We start from the raw sequence: 18776 nt of genomic DNA, 5'->3' as shown, positions 1-18776 counted from the left end.
TCGCCCACAATATAGTTCTTTTATCGTCTGTTGCCTTGCTGTTTTGTGTGCTTGGGCCTTTTTAATGTATATTTATCGTATGAAGAATGTTTCCATAAAGATTCTACTTGCCGGTCTTGCCGCATTTTTTTTTGCTGCATGCACCGCGACGGGAGAGCCTGTCGGCAGTGATGATTCCTCGCCTAGCTTCAAAAAGGTTTCTTCGAGCAGTGTCGCAGAATCGTCCGATGCAGATGCCAAACGCATCTACGAGGTTGTAGAGGAAACCGGCCTGTACACGACCAGGGATTCCGTGGCTGCATACCTGTGCAAGTTCGACAAGTTGCCCGCGAACTATGTCGGCAAGAACGAAGGCAAAAAGCTTTACGAATCCAAGACGGGAAATACATTCGAAAAGTGGAATTTCAACCCGTTGACCACAATCGGTGTAATGATCGGTGGCGACAACTTTGACAATTTGGCCTCGAATCCGGAGAACTTTCACGAGACGTTGCCCGAAGGTTCTTACCACGAAGCCGACGTGGATTATTCCGGAGCAAATCGCGGAACCAAAAGACTCGTGTACCAGCCGGACTGCGTAATCTACTACACGTCAGACCACTACGAATCTTTCACTCAGCTGAAAATCCGTTAATTAGTTCTCTTTCGTCAAAATCATGCAGATGACGGGGAGTTTCTTGTCCACCTCGTTCTCGCTCGGGATAATTTCGCTTTCGAGAATCTTGCAGTTGAATTCCTTCATGAAGAACTCGAGCTGGCCGCGGTCAAAGCCCAGCCAGATGTGCCCGTGCGTAGTGCGGAACGATTCTTCCTTGTGCTGTGCGAGGTCAAGGAAAGCAAGCGTTCCGCCCGGCTTGAGGATGCGCACAGCCTCCTTGAGGGCGAGTCGCGGGTCTGTCGCGTGGTGCAGCACCTGGCTCATGAGCACGAGGTCGGCGTAGTCGTCGGGGAGGCCTGTCTTTGTCATGTCGGCGACTTTCGGCGTGATGTTCTTGATGCCCTTCTGCTTCAGGATTTTCGTAAGCCCGCTGATGACCTTCGGGTCGTAGTCGAGCGAGGTGACGTTCTTGCAGCGGCTTGCGAGCATGAGCGAGAGGTCGCCGCCTTCGCCGCACCCGATATCGACCGCGTTTTCAAAGGGAATCATAAGCTTGCTGAACAGGCTGATTTGCGCCTTGAGGCTTCCGCCCGCCTGGTTCAGCTTGTGGATTTGCCCCTTGGTCTGGTCGGTGCGTTCTTCGAGCACCTGTTCGGCCCGGCAACGCAGGATATCCTTGTCAGCAAGTTCGCCGTATGCGTCGCGGATTACGGAAAGCACGCGGTTGCTGAGCAGGAGTTCTTCGCTCAGGCGGTAGTAGGCCTTGATGCCATCGCGCCTGTCCTTGAGGAGGCCGCAGGCGGAAAGCTTCGAGAGGTGGCGGCTCGCATTGCTCTGGTGGATGTCGAGAATATCCTTGATTTCGTTGACGGTAAATTCCGCAATGTCGAGGAGCATCAGAATCTTGAGGCGCATCTCGTCGGAAATGGCGCCGAACAAATCCATCGTCGGGGTAATCGGTTCGCGTTGCATACGCTATGCAATATAATTATTTAACTTTACGGAGTGTCGCGCTTTTCGTTGAAAATCTGCATTTTCGCTATCCTTGCCTGTTGTGTTGCGGGGGCGCCTGCATCGCAAACCGTGGAGCGCCATTACGAGGTCTCGCTTCCGCTGGACATGCCGCTGACCTTTTTTTCTGCTTTTGCGAGTGTCTACGGGAATTATCTCCTGAGCAACATGTCGGTGTCCGCACCGGAGGACATGCCTGCGCGCGAGGACCTTTTGCCGTGGGACCGCGCCATTGCGGGGCGCTACAGCGAGGCGGCGGGAGATGTGAGTACGTGGTTTGCCGTGCTTGGGGCGGCTCCTGTGGCCCTTGCGGGAATCTCCTGGTTCCGGGGGGATGCCGCCGGGGGAGATTTTGCTGCCTATACCCTGATGTTCGCGCAGGCGCTCGCTCTGCAGAACGGGCTCAATCTTGCCGTGCGTTCCATGAAGTTCTGGCCGCGTCCCTACATGTATGCGACCGGGGGGGCGGGCGCGGATGCTGCTGCGGAAGCCACGGGGGAGGCCTACGGGAGCTTCTTCAGCGGGCACGCCTCGGCTGCCTTTACGGTCGCCGTGTTTACGGGCGAGTGGTTCTCGGAAATGTACCCGAATTCCCGGTATAGGTCTCTCGTCTGGGCGGGCTCGCTCTCGCTGGCGGGCTTTGTGGGGGTGCTACGCATCGCGGCTGGCAAACACTACCTGACCGATGTCGTGATAGGTTCGCTCGCGGGGGCCGGAATAAGCCTCGCCGTGATTGAACTCCATAAAAAATCGGTACGAATTGGCCCACTTTCGATTGCCGGAGTCTGGGGCGGACCCGGAGCGCTCGGATTGAGCCTCGCTTTCTAGTTTTTTAACATTTTTTTTTGACGAAGCTCCTTTTTTCCGAGCTTGTATATATATTAAGGAAAAGTTTTTACCTCTAGAGGTGTATTGAATGTTTCGACTTGTTGGCCGTTTGGCTGTGGCCTTTATTTTTGTAGCAGAATTTGCTTATGCGGACCCCGTTGTGAGGGATAGCCGCGACGGGAGAACCTACAGGGCAATCGCATCTGGAAAACTGAACTGGTTTACCGATAATCTTTCTTACCAGAAGACAGTCGCCTTCAGGGATAAAGACAAAAACGCTTTCTACAAGCAGTCGGGGTGGATGGCATCGTGCCCTGCGGGGACGCACCTTCCCGACATCCAGGAATGGACTCTCTTTGCCAAGGACCGTTTTACGGGCCCCCGCAAGCTTTCGAACGTGAAGTCCTTTGCCGGGAAGACGAGAGGCTTTTATGACATGGCGGACCCTGCGAGAAACATCCAGGGCAAGGACGCCGCCTATTTCGCGGTTGCCGACCCCGACGGGGCGCGGGCCATGATGCTCGACGTGAAGCGTGGCAACGCGAAGATGGTCACGCTCCCTCCCGAGGCGGTGGTGACGGTGCGCTGTGTCTCCGAACGCGACTTCTATGCCGAAAAGTTCGTGGACAGCAAGACGATGAAACTCACCGACCCGCGCGACAACCAGGTCTACAAGGTCGAACAGCGCGACGATAGGCTGTGGATGGTCTCGAACTTGAAATATAGCCTCACGAGCGCGAAGCAGTGCCTGCTCGAAGACACGACTTTCTGCAAGAAGTTCGGCCGCTATTACACGCATACCGAGGCGAAAAAGGCATGCCCGAGCGGCTGGCACCTGCCCGACGACGGCGAATGGCGCGATTTCCAGAAGGACCGAGCGAGGCTCAACTGGGATAACCTGGGCCGTGGCGGCTGCAAGGACTGGGACGGCTACTGCAATAGCGACATGACCGGCCATTACTGGTCCTCGACCTCCATCATGAAAAACACGGGACGTTCATGGGAATTCAGGCGGCAGGCCAAGAGTATCGACCGCACCGACCAGAATGTGCAGAAAGGACTTTATGTTCGTTGTGTAACGGAGTTGAACTGATGAAGAAGAAAGCTAGTTTCCTGAAAATCTGTGCGGCGTTGGCCGTGGCATCTTTCTTTGCCGTTGGTTGTTCCGACGATTCTTCGGCGACCAGTGGCGACGATTTCATCGATCGCGGCGAGGTGAACCTCCCGATTCCAAGTTCCAGCGCCAAGGCCCCGGCAAGTTCTTCTGCCAAGGAAGAGGCTGCGGCTTCGAGCGAAAGCAAGCCTGCGGTGTCAAGTTCTAGCGAGAAGGCTCCCGCAAGCTCTGAGACGGCATCGGCGGACTGGCGAGACTACTGTCTGGAGGTCGTAAATGCAAAGCGCGCGACCGAAGACCTTCCGCCCCTTAAACGAGCGACTGCGGAACGTGAATCCTGCGTGGAGGAACAGGCCGCCGCCGACATGAAAGCGGGCAAGGGACATGCGAATTTCGGCAGTTGCAATGAATCGGCGCAGAATACCGGCCCCAATGTCAGCACCAAGTGGTATGGTACCCCCGAGAAGATTGTCGATACCTACGTGAACATGATGTGGGACGATGAGAAGAAGCTCGTGACGAGCGGAGAACGCGATCCGAACAAGTCCGAGGACTATTCCTACATCGGCCACTACCTGAACATGAAGAATACGCGCTACACCTCGCTGGCGTGTGGCATCGCCTATAGCGAGGACGGCTCCAAGGCCTGGTTCAACATGAACTTCTATTAATTACTTGAACGTGGAGGTCAGGCGGAAGGCGAAAGCCACGTCGCTGATTTTCTTTTCGCTGTAGACGCTGAATTGGAGCCTCGAAGAACCAATCTTCTTGTTCCAGGCGACGGTCCAGGCCCAGTCGTCGTAGGTATGCTTCGAGACGGCGTACAGGTTGTCGCGCTTGTCGATGAATTCCCATTCCACCATGAGGTCGCTCATGAGGATGTTCCAGAAACCGCTTTTGGGGGCGAAGTCGAGGCCCAGGTAGAACGGCTGGAAGTAGATTCCCGGCTGGTAGTACTTCGTTTCGGGGGCAATGTAGTTCTTCGCGTCCTTGTTGAGGTCGTCGTCCTGGGTGTAGACGCAGGAGTATTCGCCGTACAAGCGGAGAATCGGAAGGACGTTGTAGCTTGCGTAGGCGGCGATACGGTGCGTAATGTAGGCGGTGTTCTGCAGGACGTCGATGAGGTTTCCGCGGTAGGCGACCTTCATTTCGAGCGGGAAGGTGAACTTCATGTCTTCTTCCACGCGGACGTACCCGCGGTTCGCGAACTCATCCTTTGTGGCGAGCATGGCGGTCAGGTAGCTGAGACCGTGCTTCCAGCCGAGTTCGAGGGCGTTGTGGCTGTAGTCGCGCATCCAGAGGCCGCGGGCCGTGAGTTCCTTGTCCACGTAGGTACCGAAATGGGTGGACTGCGACCAGTCCGTCTTCCAGTGACCGATCTTCAGGTTCAGCACGTCGTTTTCGCTGAGCTTCCACTTGTAGTTCGCCCAGTAGAGGTCGGCGAGAATCTTGTCGTACATCTTGCCTTCGATCTTGTTGCCGAATTCCGGCGCGAAGATGCGCAGCATGATGAGGCCTTCGAGGTTGTCGCTCTTGTACTGGCCACCCACGTTGGCACGGAACCAGCCCTTGTTGAAATTGGTGGAGTCGTTGGCGATGGACTTGGTGACCTGGGTCTGGATGTTGCCCTTGAGGCTGAATTCGCCATCGATGGCGAATGCGGAGGTCGCCATGCCGGCGACTAGAAGGGCAGCTGCAATCTTCAAACGTTTCATTTATTTCTCCTACAGGAAACCGTCCGGGAAGACGGTGTACACACTCCTTGAAAATCCGTTGACAAAGATAGAATTGTGCACCCTTTTTTCAAATACATGATTGCACGATTGTGTGATAAAATTCTATTTTTGGCGCGTAAATTGAGAGGTTCTTTATGAAGGTATCCGCTTTGGCCGTGTCTGTGGCCGCTTTTTTGCTTCCGGGAACTGCGCTTGTTCATGCGGGCTCGCTTGCGCCCAACAAGACGCATGCCGTGCTGAACGTCACCTACACGAACTACGATGACGTGCCGCAGGTTAAGAAAAAACTCGTATTCGTGGGGCAGAAAAAGCCGAAGAACAAGATTACGGTGACGACTGATACTTACGGCGAGGCCGCCTTCATGATTCCGCGCGAGGATTCCTATACGATCCTTTGCGAGAGCCTGACTGGCCCGTTCGAATGTGGCGAGACACCTTATGTATCCAGGACGGCAAGCACGGGCGGCATTACGGTGCTCTTTGACGACACCCGTGCCGAACTTACCGGCGTGAACTTCAAGGCGGGCAGCGCGGAACTGATTCCCTCTTCACTCAAGACGCTGGACAATGCGATTGCCGGCCTCAAGCGGAACGCGAAGGCCAAAATCGAAATCGAAGGCCACACCAGCAGCGAAGGTAGCGAAAGCTTTAACCAGAAACTTTCCGAAGACCGTGCGAATAGCGTCATGGAATACATGATTAGCAAGGGAATCGCGAAGGACCGCGTGAGCGCCGTGGGCTACGGTTCCAGCCATCCCAAGCAAGACAACGCTACAGAAGCGGGCCGCAAGGCGAACCGCCGCATCGAAATCCGCGTCGTGAACAAGGACGAAGTCGGGGCTTCCGAGGAATAAAGCTATATTTTACCCACCCAAAGGTTTAACTCTCAAAGGTTCAACTCTCAAATCAAGGCAAAAATATGTCAGATCGTTTTATCGTGACCGGAAACTTTACCGATGATCCGTTCGCCATCGACATGGCGCAGTACATCGGAATCCGTGAAGACATCTCCGACGTGGTCTCCCTGAAGACCTTCGCCAACTCCGAATTCTGCCCTCGCTACATGCTGGACGTGGACGACATGGAACATATCGGCCGCCGTCTGGAAGGTAAGATCGTGTTGATTTGCTCGGTTTCGAACCATGAACGCAGCCGTAACGACTACGCCATGCGCAACTGCATCCTGGCCCGCGCCGCGAAGGACAATGGTGCCGAGCAGGTGGTGCTTGTTGAACCCGACCTGTTCTACAGCGCTCAGGACAGAGGCCCCCACCGCATCGGCGAACTCGAAAAGGACCGTCCGGATGTCGACCTCAAGAAGTTCGATGGCCAGGCCTTCACGAGCCTCCTCTATGCCGAACTCCTGAAGAAGTCCGGTGTCGACGCCGTGGTGACCGTGCACAACCACAGCATCAAGGTGCAGAACCTGTTTGCCGACATCTTCGGCAAGGACAATTTCCACAACCTGATTCCGACCGACGTCTATGCCCACTACATCAAGAACAGCAACTTCGTGCAGACCGGCAAGGACGGCAACAACCTGGTAATCGTCTCTCCGGACAAGGGCGCTCGCCCGTTCATGAACGCCGTCTACGAGGCACTCGACCTGCCGGAATGCAAGCGCGTGGTGATGGACAAGGTGCGTACCGGCGAACGTGAAATCAGCATGACCTTCAACCCGGAACTCTCCGACATCAGCATCGAGGAAATCCAGGGCAAGGACGTGATTGTGTTCGATGACATGGTGCGTACGGGTACGACCATCGTGCAGTGCTGCGAGCATATCAAGAAGGGTAATCCGAACCGCGTGTGCTTCGGCGTGACGCACTTCCACACGAGCCCCGAGGCCCGCGAAAAGCTCAACAGCCCGGCCATCGACGAAATCCTCACGACGTCCACCCTCCCGGACATCATGAACCGCGACTGCCAGGGTCGCCTGCGCAAGAAGCTCACCGTGATGAAACTCGGCAAGTGGATTGCCCGCCACGTGATGCAGATGTACGGACTTGACGACGGACGCTTCGAAAGGGACTTCTACAAGATAGACATGTCCTCGAAGAACCCGCGTTGGCCGCCCCAGTTCTTCTAGTCGAATCCGGCTTGAACCGATATTCGAAAGGCTCCCCGCAGGGGAGCCTTCTCTTTGTTGTTGTAAGGTGCTAGATGCTCCGGAACCCGTCGTCGTCGAGCATGATTTTCCCTTCGCGGAAGAGCGTCCCCAGGATTTTCTTGAAGGTCTTCTTCGACATGCCGAATTCGCGGCGGATGTCCTCGGGATCGCTGTGGTCGCCGTAGGGCAGGAATCCGCCCGCTTCTTCGAGTTTCTGGAGGATGGCCGCGGGGCTTTCGCTTTTCATGATGCCCTTGTAGCCCACGGGAGTGAGGTTGAGGGTTATCTTTCCATCTTCGGTAAAACGTTGTATGTAGCCTGCCATCGTGTCGCCGATGTAGATGCGCGGCGTCGCGGGATTGACCATGAGGCGTCCCGTGTAGCGGTAATCGACGAGGAAGTCGATATGGTCGCGGGTCACCTCGTAGGCGGCGAGCTGGACTTTCTGGCCGATGTGGAGTTCCGAGGTGTCGGTGTCGATGAAGCTCTTGATTTTTTCGGTCGCGACGATGCGTCCGCTCTTTTCGTCTTCGAGCACGAATACGACGCAGCGGTCGCCGCGTTCAAGTTCTCCCAGCTGCTGCTTGAAGGGGAGGAAGAGGTCCTTGTTTAAACCCCAGTCCAGGAATGCGCCGAAGCGGTTCACGTCTTTTACTTCGAGAACGGCAAATTCGCCGACGGTGGCGAGCGGCTTGTCGAGGGTCGCGATGGGGCGGTCTTCGGAATCCATGTAGACGAACACGTCGAGAATTTCGCCTTCTTGGAGCGTGAACTCGTCTCGCTTGCCGGGGAGGAGCACGCGGCCTCCCGTTTCGAGTTCCAGGTAGTAGCCCTGGGGCATGATTGCTTCGACGCGTGCGCGGTTATATTTTCCTATTTCCATGGGGGACCTTCCGTTCAAGTGTTTGTGGAGAAAGATAGCAACTGAAAAAGCATGGCGCATGCATGGGCGGAGCCATTAGTTGTTATATTGGAGGTATGACGGATTCCCTTGACTTTATTGGCGACGTTCACGGCCATTGCGATGAACTTCGAGCCCTGCTGCAGAAGCTTGGCTACGAGGAATCCATGGGCGCATTCCGCTACCCGGGTGGCGAGCGTTCCGTCGTATTTTTGGGGGACTACATCGATCGCGGGAGCCAGTCGCGCGAGGTTATAAACCTGGTGCGTGCCATGCGCGACGCAGGTTCGGCGGTCGCCCTAATGGGGAACCACGAGTTCAACGCGCTCTGTTTCTGGCAAATGAACGGCGCCGGCGGCTCTCATGTGATTCACTGCATTCCTGGGGGCTACCTGCGCGAGCACAGCTTCAACAAGGTGGCGATTCATGCGAAGACCGTGGACAGCTACCGTGGGCGCCGTGCAGAATTCGAGGACATGCTCTTGTTTTTGAGGACGCTCCCGTTCTTTATTGAAGAGGATTCGTTCCGGGCGCAGCATGCCTGCTTTGACTTGGGGGCCGCACGTGCGCTGGATGCCGTGGGCATCCGCAGTTTTGCCGACGGGAACTTTGACGAACTTATTGCCCGCGCGAACGACCAGTTCAACGAATACGCCGATTCACTCTTTGACCCGATAAACTTTTTCCTGAAGGGCCCCGAGATGGACCTGCCTGCGGGAATCACGTTCCGCGATGGCGAAAACGTTCTTCGCAAGCGTGCGCGGCTAAAATGGTGGATTGACCCGAAGGGCAGTAGCCTGCGGGAACTCGCTTTCCAGCCGGGAGTGGAACTGCCGGCCTGCGATGCGCCCGCGGAAGTCCTTGGGCATGGCTATTACGGCGAGAACGAACGGCCCGTGTTCTTCGGACACTACTGGCTTACCGGACTCCCGAAACTCATACGCGACAACGTGTGTTGCCTGGACTACAGTGTGGCGGGTTACCGCGGTGATGGGCGGCTTGTCGCCTACCGTTTTGATGGCGAACAGAAACTCGACGAAAGCAAGTTCGTTTGGGTGGAGGCTGTTTAGACGAAAGTGGAAAGACGAAGGACGAAAGATTTTTTGAAAAAGTTGGCTTCGCTGAAGGTGACTGTCGCAATTCTCGTCGCTTTCCTTGTGCTTACGTTCTGGGGAACCCTGGCGCAGGCGAATGCGGAATCGGCCGGTTTTTCGGCATCGGTTGCCATCGACCGTTTTTTTGACAGCTATTTCATATGGACGCTGGGTGTGGTGCCGCTGCCTGCGTTCAAGAGTATCGCAATTCTTGCGTGCGTGAATCTTGTCGCGAGCATGGTCTTCCGGATGCCCCGCGGCTGGAAGAATGCGGGGCTCTGGCTTATGCACGTGGCGCTCCTCGTGCTTCTTGCGGATGGCGTTGCCGGAAGCGGAATCAAGCGGGAATATAACGGGTTCGGTGTCGTAACGGCGGATTCGACGGCTTTGGATGTATCCTTGGGGAAGAACCTGAAGTTCTTTGCTGCAGACGATAGCCTTGGCATGCGTCCTGTAGAGATTGCGGATGCGTGGCCCTACTATGTGCATTTCCGTGGCGATGTCCCGATGGCGGGAAACAAGAATGTCGCGATGTATAAGGCCTATTACGACCCGTTCCATTTTGTGCCGTATGCGTTCATGGCGCTGTTCCTGCTGGGGGCGGTGTTCCATTACGTGGTGAAGGTGCGCGGTGCGCGAAAGAGCGCTGCTCAAGCATCGGCTACTCGCGTGGCTTCAAAAATCGTGCCAGTGCTGGCGTATGTTGCGTGCCTTGTCGCGATGGTGCCCGCCAATTCGCAGGCGTCGGCGCGACCGGTTCCTATTTGGGTAGGCTTGAAGGCTGATTCTCCTGTTCTTGTGGATTCTGCGGTGCGTCCCTTCGATTCCTTTGCCCGCGGGTTCCTGGACGATGTGAACGGGCGCGTGACTTACAAGTGCGGGGCTGGAGTCCCGTATTGCGAAAAGCAGGATGTTCGAAAGATTTCGGCAGGGAATGTTGTCCGCTTGATACTGAACAACCCGGAAGAGGCGAAAGACCTTGCAATATTCAAGGTGCTCCGTAGCGATGTGGCCCAGGCGCTGCACTTGCCCGAAGACCGCCGTTATGTGAGCTATGCGGACTTGCTCCCGGCGCGGAACTTGCTGGAACTCTATGCGAGCCGGGATGACAGCCATCCGGCGACTCTTGAAATGCGCCGGTTGCTTGCGAATGTCCAACAATACGAATCGATTGCGAAGCGGGTGGCGTTTTCGGTCGTGGTTGACTCCGAAACTAGTGTGGATAATTCACGCCTTGCGGCGGAAGTGCTTTACCACAAGGCGAATTTTGCATTGATAGCTTTTATCCTGGCGTGTATCGCCTGCTTGCTTGCCTCGCTGAATATGGTTTTCAAGTCGCGGAAAATGGATGTTGCCGCAAATGTGGCCTGCATCGCGATGGCGGGAATCCTCGCAGTGGCGTTTGCCTTGCGCACGTATGTTGCCGCACGAGCTCCGCTCTCGAGCCTGTATGAAATCGTATTGCTTGTGGCGATGCTGCTGATGGCGTTCGAATCGGGGGCGTTTATATTCTGCAAGCGCCGCACCTTCTCGCTCGTGGTTCCCGTGACATTCATGGCGGCTCTCATGCTGTTCTTCGCGAAGTTCGTACTGGAGCCGGGCGATACGTTCCGACCGATTCCGGCGGTGCTGAATTCCTCGGTGTTCCTCACGCTTCACGTGTTTACGATTGCGCTCGGGTTTGCGGGCATGATTCTTTCGGGAGTTGTCGCACATGTGGCGCTGTTTCGGGCCTCCTCAGAAAAGGAACATGCGGCCATCCCGCTCGATTCGCTCCTGTACGGAGTGCTCGTATTTGGTGCAGTGTTCACGACGCTCGGTACGCTCCTTGGCGGCGTGTGGGCCGATTACGCGTGGGGGCGCTTCTGGGGGTTCGACCCGAAGGAGTGCGGAGCGCTGTTTGTCATTTTGTGGGCGATGCTTGCGCTTCACTTGCGTGCGGGTCGCATCGTTTCGACCCGCGGGTTCGCGCTGATCAACTGCTTCAACGTAATCGTCACGTTCCTCTGCTGGTTCGGCGTGAACTTGCTCGGTGTCGGGCTTCACAGCTACGGGTTCCAGGGCGGCACCGCCGCATGGCTATTGGGATTTTGTGTTGCAGATACGGTCGCGGTTCTCTGGCTTGTGTCCCGGGGGCCGGCTCAGGGAAAGCCTCTGCATTAGCGGGATTTTTTTGCACGCACGGCGAGGCGAATTCCGTCTGCCGCACTCGTGACGATACCGCCGGAATATCCGGCGCCTTCGCCAAGTACGAAAAGTCCTTGCGTATTGATACTTTCGAGCGTCTCGTTGTTGCGCGTGATGCGTAGCGGGGAGCTCGTGCGCGTCTCGGGGGCTACAATCAGGCCTTCTTCGATGAATCCCGGAATCTTGCGGTCGAAATTTTGGAACCCTTCGGCGAGCGACTTGCAGATTTTCTTGTCGAGCCAGTCCCACAAGTTGCATGCGGCAAGCCCGCACGGATAGGTCGACTTGGGTTGGTTCTTGTCGGCGCGGTGGGCGAGAAAAGCCTTGATGGTCTGTGCGGGGGCGGCGTAGCCTTTGCCTCCGACTTCGAATGCGTCGCATTCGGTTTTCCGCTGGAATTCAAGGCCGCCAAAGAGCGTGTCGCTGGCTTCCACGGGAACGACGATGGCGCCGTTTGCGGCCCAGCCGTTGCGCCTGCTGTAGCTCATGCCGTTGGTGGCGAGCGTCCCCGGTTCCGAAGCGCAGGGCACGAGCACTCCGCCGGGGCACATGCAGAAACTGTAGGCGCTGCTCGTCTTGTTGAGCGTCGGGGTGGCGAGGAAGTATTCGGCGGAACCCGTGAGGCGCGTGTCGACACCCCTGCCAAGCTGTCTCATGTTGATGAGCGTTTGCGGATGTTCCACGCGGACGCCCATCGCAAAAGCCTTGCTTTCGAGTGCAACTCCGCGTACGTGCAGCATAGTGTAGATGTCGCGGGCGGAATGTCCCGTGGCAAGCACGAGCGCTTCGCAACTTTTCCAGCTAGCGGCACTGTTTGCTGTCGAGACATCGCGTATCTTGATGGCGTTTACCTTCCCGTCGCTGATTTCAATATCTTCGAGCGCGGTGTTGAAATGAAATTTTCCGCCGAGCTGCACAATCTCTGCACGGATTTTCCTCAGCATCAGCACGAGCCTGTCGGTACCGATATGCGGCTTTGCGAACGTGACGACGCTTTCGTCGATTCCGAATTCCACCATGTCGCGCAGAACCGTTTCGCTGAAGATGTTGCGGGTGCGCGTGTTGAGCTTTCCGTCGCTGAAAGCACCGGCCCCGCCTTCGCCGAACAGCACATTGGAATGTGCGTTGAACTTGCGGTCAACGAAGAACCTGCGGATGTCGCGGAATCTCTCCTCTACGGGCTTGCCCTGCTCGTATAAATCTACGGTGAATCCGCGACGCAGCAGGTGGAGGGCTGCCCACAGCCCTGCGGGTCCCGCGCCTACGATGTCCACGTGCGAAGCCATCGGGATGCTGTGTGCGAATTCATCGCCGTCGAGCGCCTCGCGCTCCCGCGTAGCCTCCACGAGGCCACGCGCCGCGTTTCCCGAAACGCGCAACGGCTTTTCCACGTCGAAGATGACGTTGTAGTTCCATTTCGGATCGCCCTTCCTGCGGCAATCCAGCGAGAACCTCTCCACCTCGAGATTGAAAATGCATTCGGGATGCACGCGCAGTTCTCGTGCCAGGGCCTCGCGGACTTGGCCTTTGCGGTCGAGTGCGACCTGCAGTTCTCTGAAGCGGTAGGTGAACATTGCTGTCAAAAATAAAAAACTCTGCGTTCAAAAAAAGGCGAACCGTTCGGCCCGCCTTTTGAAATCTGAATCTAGGTTTAGAACACGTAGTGTGCGTTCACGCCCACGTAGAAGTCGTTGTATTCGTTGCTCGGATTGTCCGGACGGTAGTACAGCGCATTGCCCAGGAACCATTCCGTGTAGAACTTCTTGTTATGGTTCACGCGGAGGTTCGCGTTGCTGAGAACATCGATTTCGGTTTCGTCGAAGCTTTCGCCTTCTTCTTCCCAGTCGGTGTTCATGTAGCGGAACGAGGCGTTCACGGTCAGCACGAAGAAGCGGTTCTTGAACGGCATCTCGAATTCATCCTCGACGGTGATTTCGAATTCGCCCATGTTGTCGCGGTTGTAGCTCTTGAAGCGCGGAGTGACGGCAAAGCGGTTCTGCAGAATGTTGAGAGTCGTCGTGACGGACATGGGGTAGCTCTGTTCGAAGTAGTCGGAACCGCCGAAGAAGTAACCGAGCTTGTCCCAGGTCGTGTTCGAAAGTTCCATGCCGTCGATGAGGCTGTCGCGTTCGAATACAGAGCCGTCGGTGCGGTAGGTCCAGCGACCGTTGACCTTGAATACGGAATTGAGGGCACGGAGGGAGGCTCCGAGATTCCAGGTATGCTTGAAGAGGCGTTCCTTGAAGCGGCTCGCAATCCAGGGCTTGGTGGCGAGGCTCATGTATTCGCCCCAGCGTTCTGCATCCACGTAGGTGGTGTCGCCGTTGTCGTCAATCGCGGTGGAATCCCTGCCCTTGCGAGCATCGAACCAGTCGTCACGATAGATGCCGTCTTCGAGGATGTAGTCTCCGTGCAGCTGGAACGGACGGTACTGGTTCTTGTATTCGAAGTTGTATGCCGCGGTCACGTCGATGTCCTTGTTAATCTTGAACGTGTTGTCGAGGCCGATATTGTGGATGTACTTGGTACGGTCGTTGTCGAGCTCGTGCTTGTCGAACCACGAACCTTCGTCATCGGCGAAGAGCCCCCATTCCGAACCTTCGCCCAGGCCGAAGATGTTTGTCTTGTCTCCCTTGGCTGCATTCTCGACGTTAATCTGGTATTCGAATCCGAGATCCCAGAACGTGAGGATTTCCTGCTCGATGCGGCCACCGAATTCACGGGTGTCGGAGAGCTGGTCGGGAGAGCCTGCGCTGTAGAATTCTTCGCCCACGTATTTGATGTGGCCGTTGATGCTTGTCTTGTAGATGTTCCAGTTGAGCGATGCGCCGATGGCGAAATTCTGGCTGCCCCAGTTGAGACCCAGCACGCGTCCGTCGTCGCGGTCGTTTTCTTCTTCCGTCTGGACGAGCTTTGCCTTCTCGATAAGGGTCTTCAGCTTTTCGATCATCTGGCCCTTGCGGAGCGTCGTGTTGTCTCCGAAGATGGAAAGAAGTTCCGCTTCGGTAAGCTGGTCAATCCTGTTGGGGTTCCTCATCAGCTTGCGCAGGAGGTTGTAGGAGGCCGAACTGATTCCTTCTTCGGCGAAAACCTTGTTGATGGCGCGCTGGCGGATGACGTCGGCAGTGTCGGCGCGGCCGACGGCAATCTGGCCGTTGAGCTCGATGTCGCCCGGGAAGAACAGCCAGTTCCCGTCGGCATAGAGCGTGAGGGATTTCTGGATCGGGTCGCTCGTGGTCCAGTTGCCGCTAGCACCGTCGCGCAGGAGCGGGTCTTCGAGTTCGTCGGTCGCGTAGACGAGGCCGAACTTCGCATCGAAGCGGCGCACCGGGGCCCACTTGATGAAACCGCCAGAAGCGAGACGCTGGGCCTGGAGTTCACCGTCGTCGATGTAGTCGTTGTAGATGTAGGGATGGCGAGCGCCTTCCACGAGGCTCCTCTTGGCTTCTCCGAAGAATCCGTTCAGCTGGAAGAGCGGCTGGTTCGCGTTGTTCTTCAGGAGCGATACCGTGTAGTCGGCACCGAACACCGGAAGGTTCGCCATGTAGGTTTCCCCGCCGACGAGCTGGAAGTCGCCGAGGGCTACGTTATTGTAGCTGTCCGCATAGCGCAGGCTGACAGGATTGGGAGAGAAGTGGTTCCAGGAATCCACCGTAAGGTCGGTGTTGAACTCGATAGTCTTGCCGTCGGGAGACTGCATGTAGAGGTAAGCGCTGGCCCTGCCTGCAAGTCCGGGAACCTGGAAGATGTTCTTGTAGTCCTTGCCCGGAGCGATCGTGTCCCCGTTGGAAATGTAATCTTTGCCGGTTTCGTTCTTGCTTGTGGTGACGAGGTGGAACGTTCCGCCGAGCATGGCGTTTCCGATGACTGTCCAGCGCTTGGCGGTAGTGTCGGCTGCTGCGGCCCTCTCGCTTACGATGTCGGCAATCTTGTCGGTTTCGCGGACAGGACGCTGCTCGACGCCCGGAATTTCGGGGTTGGGCGGGAGCGCCGAGGAGGCTGCCACGGCCTCGTTGTTCATGTCGAGTTCATTGCCCTTGACGTTCTCGATGATTTCGGGAGCGAGCACTTCTGCCGAAGCAACGCCCAGTCTGTTTTTTTCAATCTTGGTGTTGCTCAGCGAGACGATGCTGTTGTCCATGCTCAGAAGGCCGAGCTCGTTGTCCGAAATTTCAGTCGAGGAGATGGATACGCTTGCGAGTTTCGAATTCAGGATGCCGATTTCGTTCTTGGTGAATGTGCTGCGTTCGATGGAACCGTCGGCATAGTTGGATATGTGGACCGCCACGCGGTTTCCCTTGAATTCGCAGTCGCTGACCTTGATTTCGGAATTGCGCGCAAAGACGCCGCGAACGGAGGTGTTCTCGACGCTCGAATTCTGGAAGTCCATCGAGCCGTTTTCGACGGCGATGGCTGCTTCGGCATCGCTAATCTGCAGGTGGCGGATTTCGGCGCGCTCGTCACCCGTAATGGATATGCCTTTCCAGTCCCCGCTTTTCGGACGGTCGAAGGCGGAACGCATAATGACGGGCGAGGTCTTGGAACCGGCGATGACCAGCTGGCCCTTGTTGACGACGAGGCCGGTCCCGGGCTTGAAGTAGAGGACGACGCCCGGCTCGACAATGAGGCTCGTATTGGGGGCGACGGTCAGGTTTTCGGTGACGAGGTAGGGCGACTTGTCCAGTTTCAAGAAGCCATGGACGTTGCCCGAGATTTCTGTTCCCGAAAGCAGTGACGGCGGGGGTGTTGTCGTGTCGGCGACAAATCCTGCGGCTGCGGAATCGGCATTGACAGTTGCCGAAGAATCGGCTTTGGCCACGGCGGGTTCTGCTGCGGGCGCTGCAGCTTGCTCCTCGGGAGCTGCCATTGTGCTGTCACTTGCAGTGGAGTCGGTTACAGCCTGCGGGGAATCGGCAGGTGTTGCCGCGGCTGTGGAGCTTTCTGCAGGCGCAGGGCTTGCTTCGGGTGCGGTTGTAGCTTCGGGAGCAGGGGTGGCTGCGGGTGTTGCCGCTGCCTGCGAGGAGTCGGCGGACGCCGCTGCAGGAGCTTCCTTGACTGCCGGGGCTGGTTCTTCTGCTACGGGGGCCGGCGCTGCCGGTTGGGTAGCCTGGGCAAAAGCCAGGGTGGAACCGAGTGCAATGGTCGAAATAAGGGTCTTGTAGGAATACTTCATTAGCGGACCTCGTAAGTCTTGGATTTAACGACCTTCATGCCATTCTTCATGTCTATGGTGACGGTCACTTTTGTCGTTTCTCCGCGGGTCAGGTTGACTTGAACGTCGTAGTCAAGGTCGGTAATCTGGCCATTGCTAATGTTTAATAGCGACTTGTTCCCCTGCGTTACCTGGAGGCGCCTGATGTGGGCCGGGTTAAGCGAGTGGACATTGGTGATTCTGAAATGCATGTTCCTGACGAAGGTGCTTGACATTCCTCGCGGCGGAGGCGGAACGCGGAGGCGCTCGAAATCGCCGCCGGTGAATTCCACAGACGTGTTGCTTTGGGGATGGCAGCTGAGTTTCTTTTGCAGGGTGCTTCTGTTGTCGGCCTGGTCCTTGGCCGTGAAGGTGTAGGTGTGGATGCCGCTCTTGAGCTTGATCTTTATGGGGTCGTCCTGCATGAAGGTGGTTTCCTTGATGAGGTCTCCGTCAATTTCGCTTTCGACAAGGACGATGTCGCTCTTTGCACCGGAAACCATGAAGGTCGCCTTGCAGCGGAGTGAGTCGCTCGACGTGAACGATACGATCGGGCGTCCCTGGTTCACCTGCTTGCAGGTCTTGTCGATGTCGAGTTCGATGTGGACGCTGCGATTTCCGCTCTTGCCCTTGTATTCGACGGTCGCCTTCTTCACGTTCCAGTTCCCGACGATGTCGTTGATGGTAACGGTGTGAGAGAATTCGCCGTTCGCGCTTAGCGGGACAAGGTTCCGGGATGTGTAGTTCCCGAGCTTCACATAGAGGGAGGCTTCGGGGTCGCTCGGGTCAAACGTACCCTCGATGGTCACGGAACCGGGGTCGCAAACCTTTACCGGGGAGGCCGTCTTTATCGAGAAAGACTTGGTGCTGGAGGTGTCTTGAACCGAGGTGTCTGCCACGGCAGTGTCCGCAACGACGGTGTCCGGGGAAACGGGAGCCTTGTAGTAGGTATGCAGTTCGCCGCAGTTGAAGGTGAGTGGCTTCGAGCATGTTTCGGGTTTCTTCTGCTTGCCTTTCTTGGAATTCTTGTCGGTGCTGTTCTTGTCGCAAGGGGTGACTGCTACAATGGAGCATGTAGCCGGGAATTTCTTATCGCCGTCCGCACTCGGGGCCCATTCGGCCGGAATGTCGAACGCGTTGCCGGTACCTTTCTGGGAGGCGCCTGCGATCTGCAGGGTCGTACCGGAGGGGCAGGATCCCTTGATGGAAACCTTGTTGACCGTTACGGTGTCTTCTAGGCTTTCGAACGTGCAGGCGCTCTCCGTGCTGATTTTGGAGAGTAGCTGTAGCAGGTTCGCGTCCGCATCTTTCAGAGATTTCGTGATTTCTTCGATGGACAGGCTGTCGTTGTCGAGGATTCTTTCGAGCTCATTGACGAAACTCGGGTCGCCGGAAGTCTGCGTTTCCACGACGTTGCAGTTGTCGTTGTTCTTGGTGAAGAAGAGCGTCTGCCCCGCGCTCACGTCACATTCCCTGCCGGTCTTGTTGTGCGTGGTGCGTATTTTACCTTCGCTGGCAGAGACGAACGCCTTTCCGCCGGGGGTTATACCGATGAAGGCGACCGTTCCGCGGATGGCTGCCGTTGCCACACCGGTCTTGAACTTGAGGTATCCACCGTTTTTCTGCTTCTGGGCTTCGAACTTGATTTTACCCGTCTTCACGTCGGTGAAGGCCATCTGGACGCCGTTCTCGGAATCCAGGGTGTCCAGTTGGACCAGGGATTGTTCTTGCACGGTGATGGAGGTTCCGTCGGGGAGGCGCACCGTCACATAGGATTCGGCGCCGGTACTGATCTGGTCCCTTTCGCGGATGCGCGCGCCTACTTGGATGTTTTCTTCCCATTTCCCGGTCTTGGCGCTCTGGACCTTGACGTCACCGACGCGGTCGGTCACTCTGCCTGTGGTGCTCTTTGCCATGGCCATGGTGCCGAGTGCCACCAGAAGGATAACGGATGTTTTTAAATTTTGCGAAAAAGACATGTAGCCTCACTTGCAAGATGAATACCA

The 18776-nt window shown here is 56.6% G+C and carries 14 protein-coding genes; 8 read left to right on the top strand and 6 right to left on the bottom strand.

The annotated features are described in order from the left end of the window. The first annotated feature begins 79 nt into the window (after positions 1-79). Entirely contained in the window at positions 80-634 is a 555-nt protein-coding gene (locus B4A77_RS10640; protein WP_290723160.1) for a ribonuclease domain-containing protein, read from the top strand. On the opposite strand, the gene B4A77_RS10635 is transcribed toward B4A77_RS10640, so the two are convergent. Beyond that, positions 635-1570 carry an ArsR/SmtB family transcription factor gene (locus B4A77_RS10635; protein ID WP_290728965.1) on the bottom strand — a complete coding sequence of 312 codons (936 nt, stop codon included), beginning with the start codon at positions 1568-1570 and terminating at the stop codon, positions 635-637. It abuts the gene before it with no gap. 33 nt (positions 1571-1603) lie between these two features. On the opposite strand from B4A77_RS10635, the gene B4A77_RS10630 reads away from it, so the two are divergent. The 3 genes from B4A77_RS10630 to B4A77_RS10620 all read left to right on the top strand — a co-directional run bounded on the left by B4A77_RS10630 (position 1604) and on the right by B4A77_RS10620 (position 4222). Further along, entirely contained in the window at positions 1604-2437 is an 834-nt protein-coding gene (locus B4A77_RS10630; protein ID WP_290740599.1) for a phosphatase PAP2 family protein, read from the top strand. 88 nt (positions 2438-2525) lie between these two features. Next, positions 2526-3530 (top strand): FISUMP domain-containing protein, encoded by a 1005-nt coding sequence (locus tag B4A77_RS10625; RefSeq protein ID WP_290723155.1) that lies wholly within the window; start codon positions 2526-2528, stop codon positions 3528-3530. Continuing rightward, positions 3530-4222: a CAP domain-containing protein gene (locus tag B4A77_RS10620; protein WP_290740597.1), complete on the top strand. Its 693-nt coding sequence runs from the start codon at positions 3530-3532 to the stop codon at positions 4220-4222. Before B4A77_RS10625 ends, B4A77_RS10620 begins: the two co-directional genes overlap by 1 nt. Here the strand turns inward: B4A77_RS10620 and B4A77_RS10615 are convergent, their stop codons facing one another. Continuing rightward, positions 4223-5266, bottom strand: coding sequence for a hypothetical protein (locus B4A77_RS10615; RefSeq protein ID WP_290740595.1), 1044 nt, complete (start codon positions 5264-5266; stop codon positions 4223-4225). Between the two features lie 155 nt (positions 5267-5421). Between B4A77_RS10615 and B4A77_RS10610 the strand changes: the two genes are divergently transcribed. Together B4A77_RS10610 and B4A77_RS10605 are read left to right on the top strand one after the other, a co-directional pair. Then, on the top strand, positions 5422-6141 hold the full coding sequence (locus B4A77_RS10610; RefSeq protein WP_173365627.1) for an OmpA family protein: 720 nt from the start codon (positions 5422-5424) through the stop codon (positions 6139-6141). 65 nt (positions 6142-6206) lie between these two features. After that, complete coding sequence (locus B4A77_RS10605) at positions 6207-7376, top strand: ribose-phosphate diphosphokinase (RefSeq protein WP_173381292.1); 1170 nt, start codon at positions 6207-6209, stop codon at positions 7374-7376. 70 nt (positions 7377-7446) lie between these two features. Here B4A77_RS10605 and B4A77_RS10600 read toward each other — a convergent pair whose 3' ends face one another. Next, entirely contained in the window at positions 7447-8280 is an 834-nt protein-coding gene (locus B4A77_RS10600) for a CvfB family protein (RefSeq protein ID WP_173365629.1), read from the bottom strand. Between the two features lie 95 nt (positions 8281-8375). On the opposite strand from B4A77_RS10600, the gene B4A77_RS10595 reads away from it, so the two are divergent. Both B4A77_RS10595 and B4A77_RS10590 read left to right on the top strand, forming a co-directional pair. Then, positions 8376-9368, top strand: a complete 993-nt coding sequence (locus B4A77_RS10595) for a metallophosphoesterase (protein ID WP_173381291.1) — start codon at positions 8376-8378, stop codon at positions 9366-9368. Positions 9369-9401: 33 nt separating this feature from the next. Further along, positions 9402-11555, top strand: a complete 2154-nt coding sequence (locus tag B4A77_RS10590; protein ID WP_290740593.1) for a cytochrome c biogenesis protein — start codon at positions 9402-9404, stop codon at positions 11553-11555. Here B4A77_RS10590 and B4A77_RS10585 read toward each other — a convergent pair. From B4A77_RS10585 to B4A77_RS10575, 3 genes are all read right to left on the bottom strand, one after another. Then, positions 11552-13153, bottom strand: coding sequence for an NAD(P)/FAD-dependent oxidoreductase (locus B4A77_RS10585; RefSeq protein ID WP_290740991.1), 1602 nt, complete (start codon positions 13151-13153; stop codon positions 11552-11554). The genes B4A77_RS10590 and B4A77_RS10585 overlap by 4 nt on opposite strands. Positions 13154-13230: 77 nt before the next feature. Further along, a complete protein-coding gene (locus B4A77_RS10580) occupies positions 13231-16752 on the bottom strand; it encodes a right-handed parallel beta-helix repeat-containing protein (RefSeq protein ID WP_290740591.1) in 3522 nt (1173 codons plus the stop codon). After that, on the bottom strand, positions 16752-18749 hold the full coding sequence (locus B4A77_RS10575) for a FecR family protein (RefSeq protein WP_290740589.1): 1998 nt from the start codon (positions 18747-18749) through the stop codon (positions 16752-16754). Before B4A77_RS10575 ends, B4A77_RS10580 begins: the two co-directional genes overlap by 1 nt. Positions 18750-18776 lie beyond the last annotated feature (27 nt).

The organism is Fibrobacter sp. UBA3718 (assembly GCF_002371935.1).
Lineage (GTDB): Bacteria > Fibrobacterota > Fibrobacteria > Fibrobacterales > Fibrobacteraceae > Fibrobacter.
This window is presented reverse-complemented; position numbering and strand designations above follow the sequence as displayed.

What these genes read in the sequence shown, in the direction of transcription:
- B4A77_RS10640 (WP_290723160.1), top strand. Translation starts at nt 80, where the DNA reads ATGAAGAATGTTTCCATAAAGATTCTACTTGCCGGTCTTGCCGCATTT.
- B4A77_RS10635 (WP_290728965.1), bottom strand. Translation starts at nt 1,570, where the DNA reads ATGCAACGCGAACCGATTACCCCGACGATGGATTTGTTCGGCGCCATT.
- B4A77_RS10625 (WP_290723155.1), top strand. Translation starts at nt 2,526, where the DNA reads ATGTTTCGACTTGTTGGCCGTTTGGCTGTGGCCTTTATTTTTGTAGCA.
- B4A77_RS10620 (WP_290740597.1), top strand. Translation starts at nt 3,530, where the DNA reads ATGAAGAAGAAAGCTAGTTTCCTGAAAATCTGTGCGGCGTTGGCCGTG.
- B4A77_RS10615 (WP_290740595.1), bottom strand. Translation starts at nt 5,266, where the DNA reads ATGAAACGTTTGAAGATTGCAGCTGCCCTTCTAGTCGCCGGCATGGCG.
- B4A77_RS10610 (WP_173365627.1), top strand. Translation starts at nt 5,422, where the DNA reads ATGAAGGTATCCGCTTTGGCCGTGTCTGTGGCCGCTTTTTTGCTTCCG.
- B4A77_RS10605 (WP_173381292.1), top strand. Translation starts at nt 6,207, where the DNA reads ATGTCAGATCGTTTTATCGTGACCGGAAACTTTACCGATGATCCGTTC.
- B4A77_RS10600 (WP_173365629.1), bottom strand. Translation starts at nt 8,280, where the DNA reads ATGGAAATAGGAAAATATAACCGCGCACGCGTCGAAGCAATCATGCCC.
- B4A77_RS10595 (WP_173381291.1), top strand. Translation starts at nt 8,376, where the DNA reads ATGACGGATTCCCTTGACTTTATTGGCGACGTTCACGGCCATTGCGAT.
- B4A77_RS10585 (WP_290740991.1), bottom strand. Translation starts at nt 13,153, where the DNA reads ATGTTCACCTACCGCTTCAGAGAACTGCAGGTCGCACTCGACCGCAAA.
- B4A77_RS10580 (WP_290740591.1), bottom strand. Translation starts at nt 16,752, where the DNA reads ATGAAGTATTCCTACAAGACCCTTATTTCGACCATTGCACTCGGTTCC.
- B4A77_RS10575 (WP_290740589.1), bottom strand. Translation starts at nt 18,749, where the DNA reads ATGTCTTTTTCGCAAAATTTAAAAACATCCGTTATCCTTCTGGTGGCA.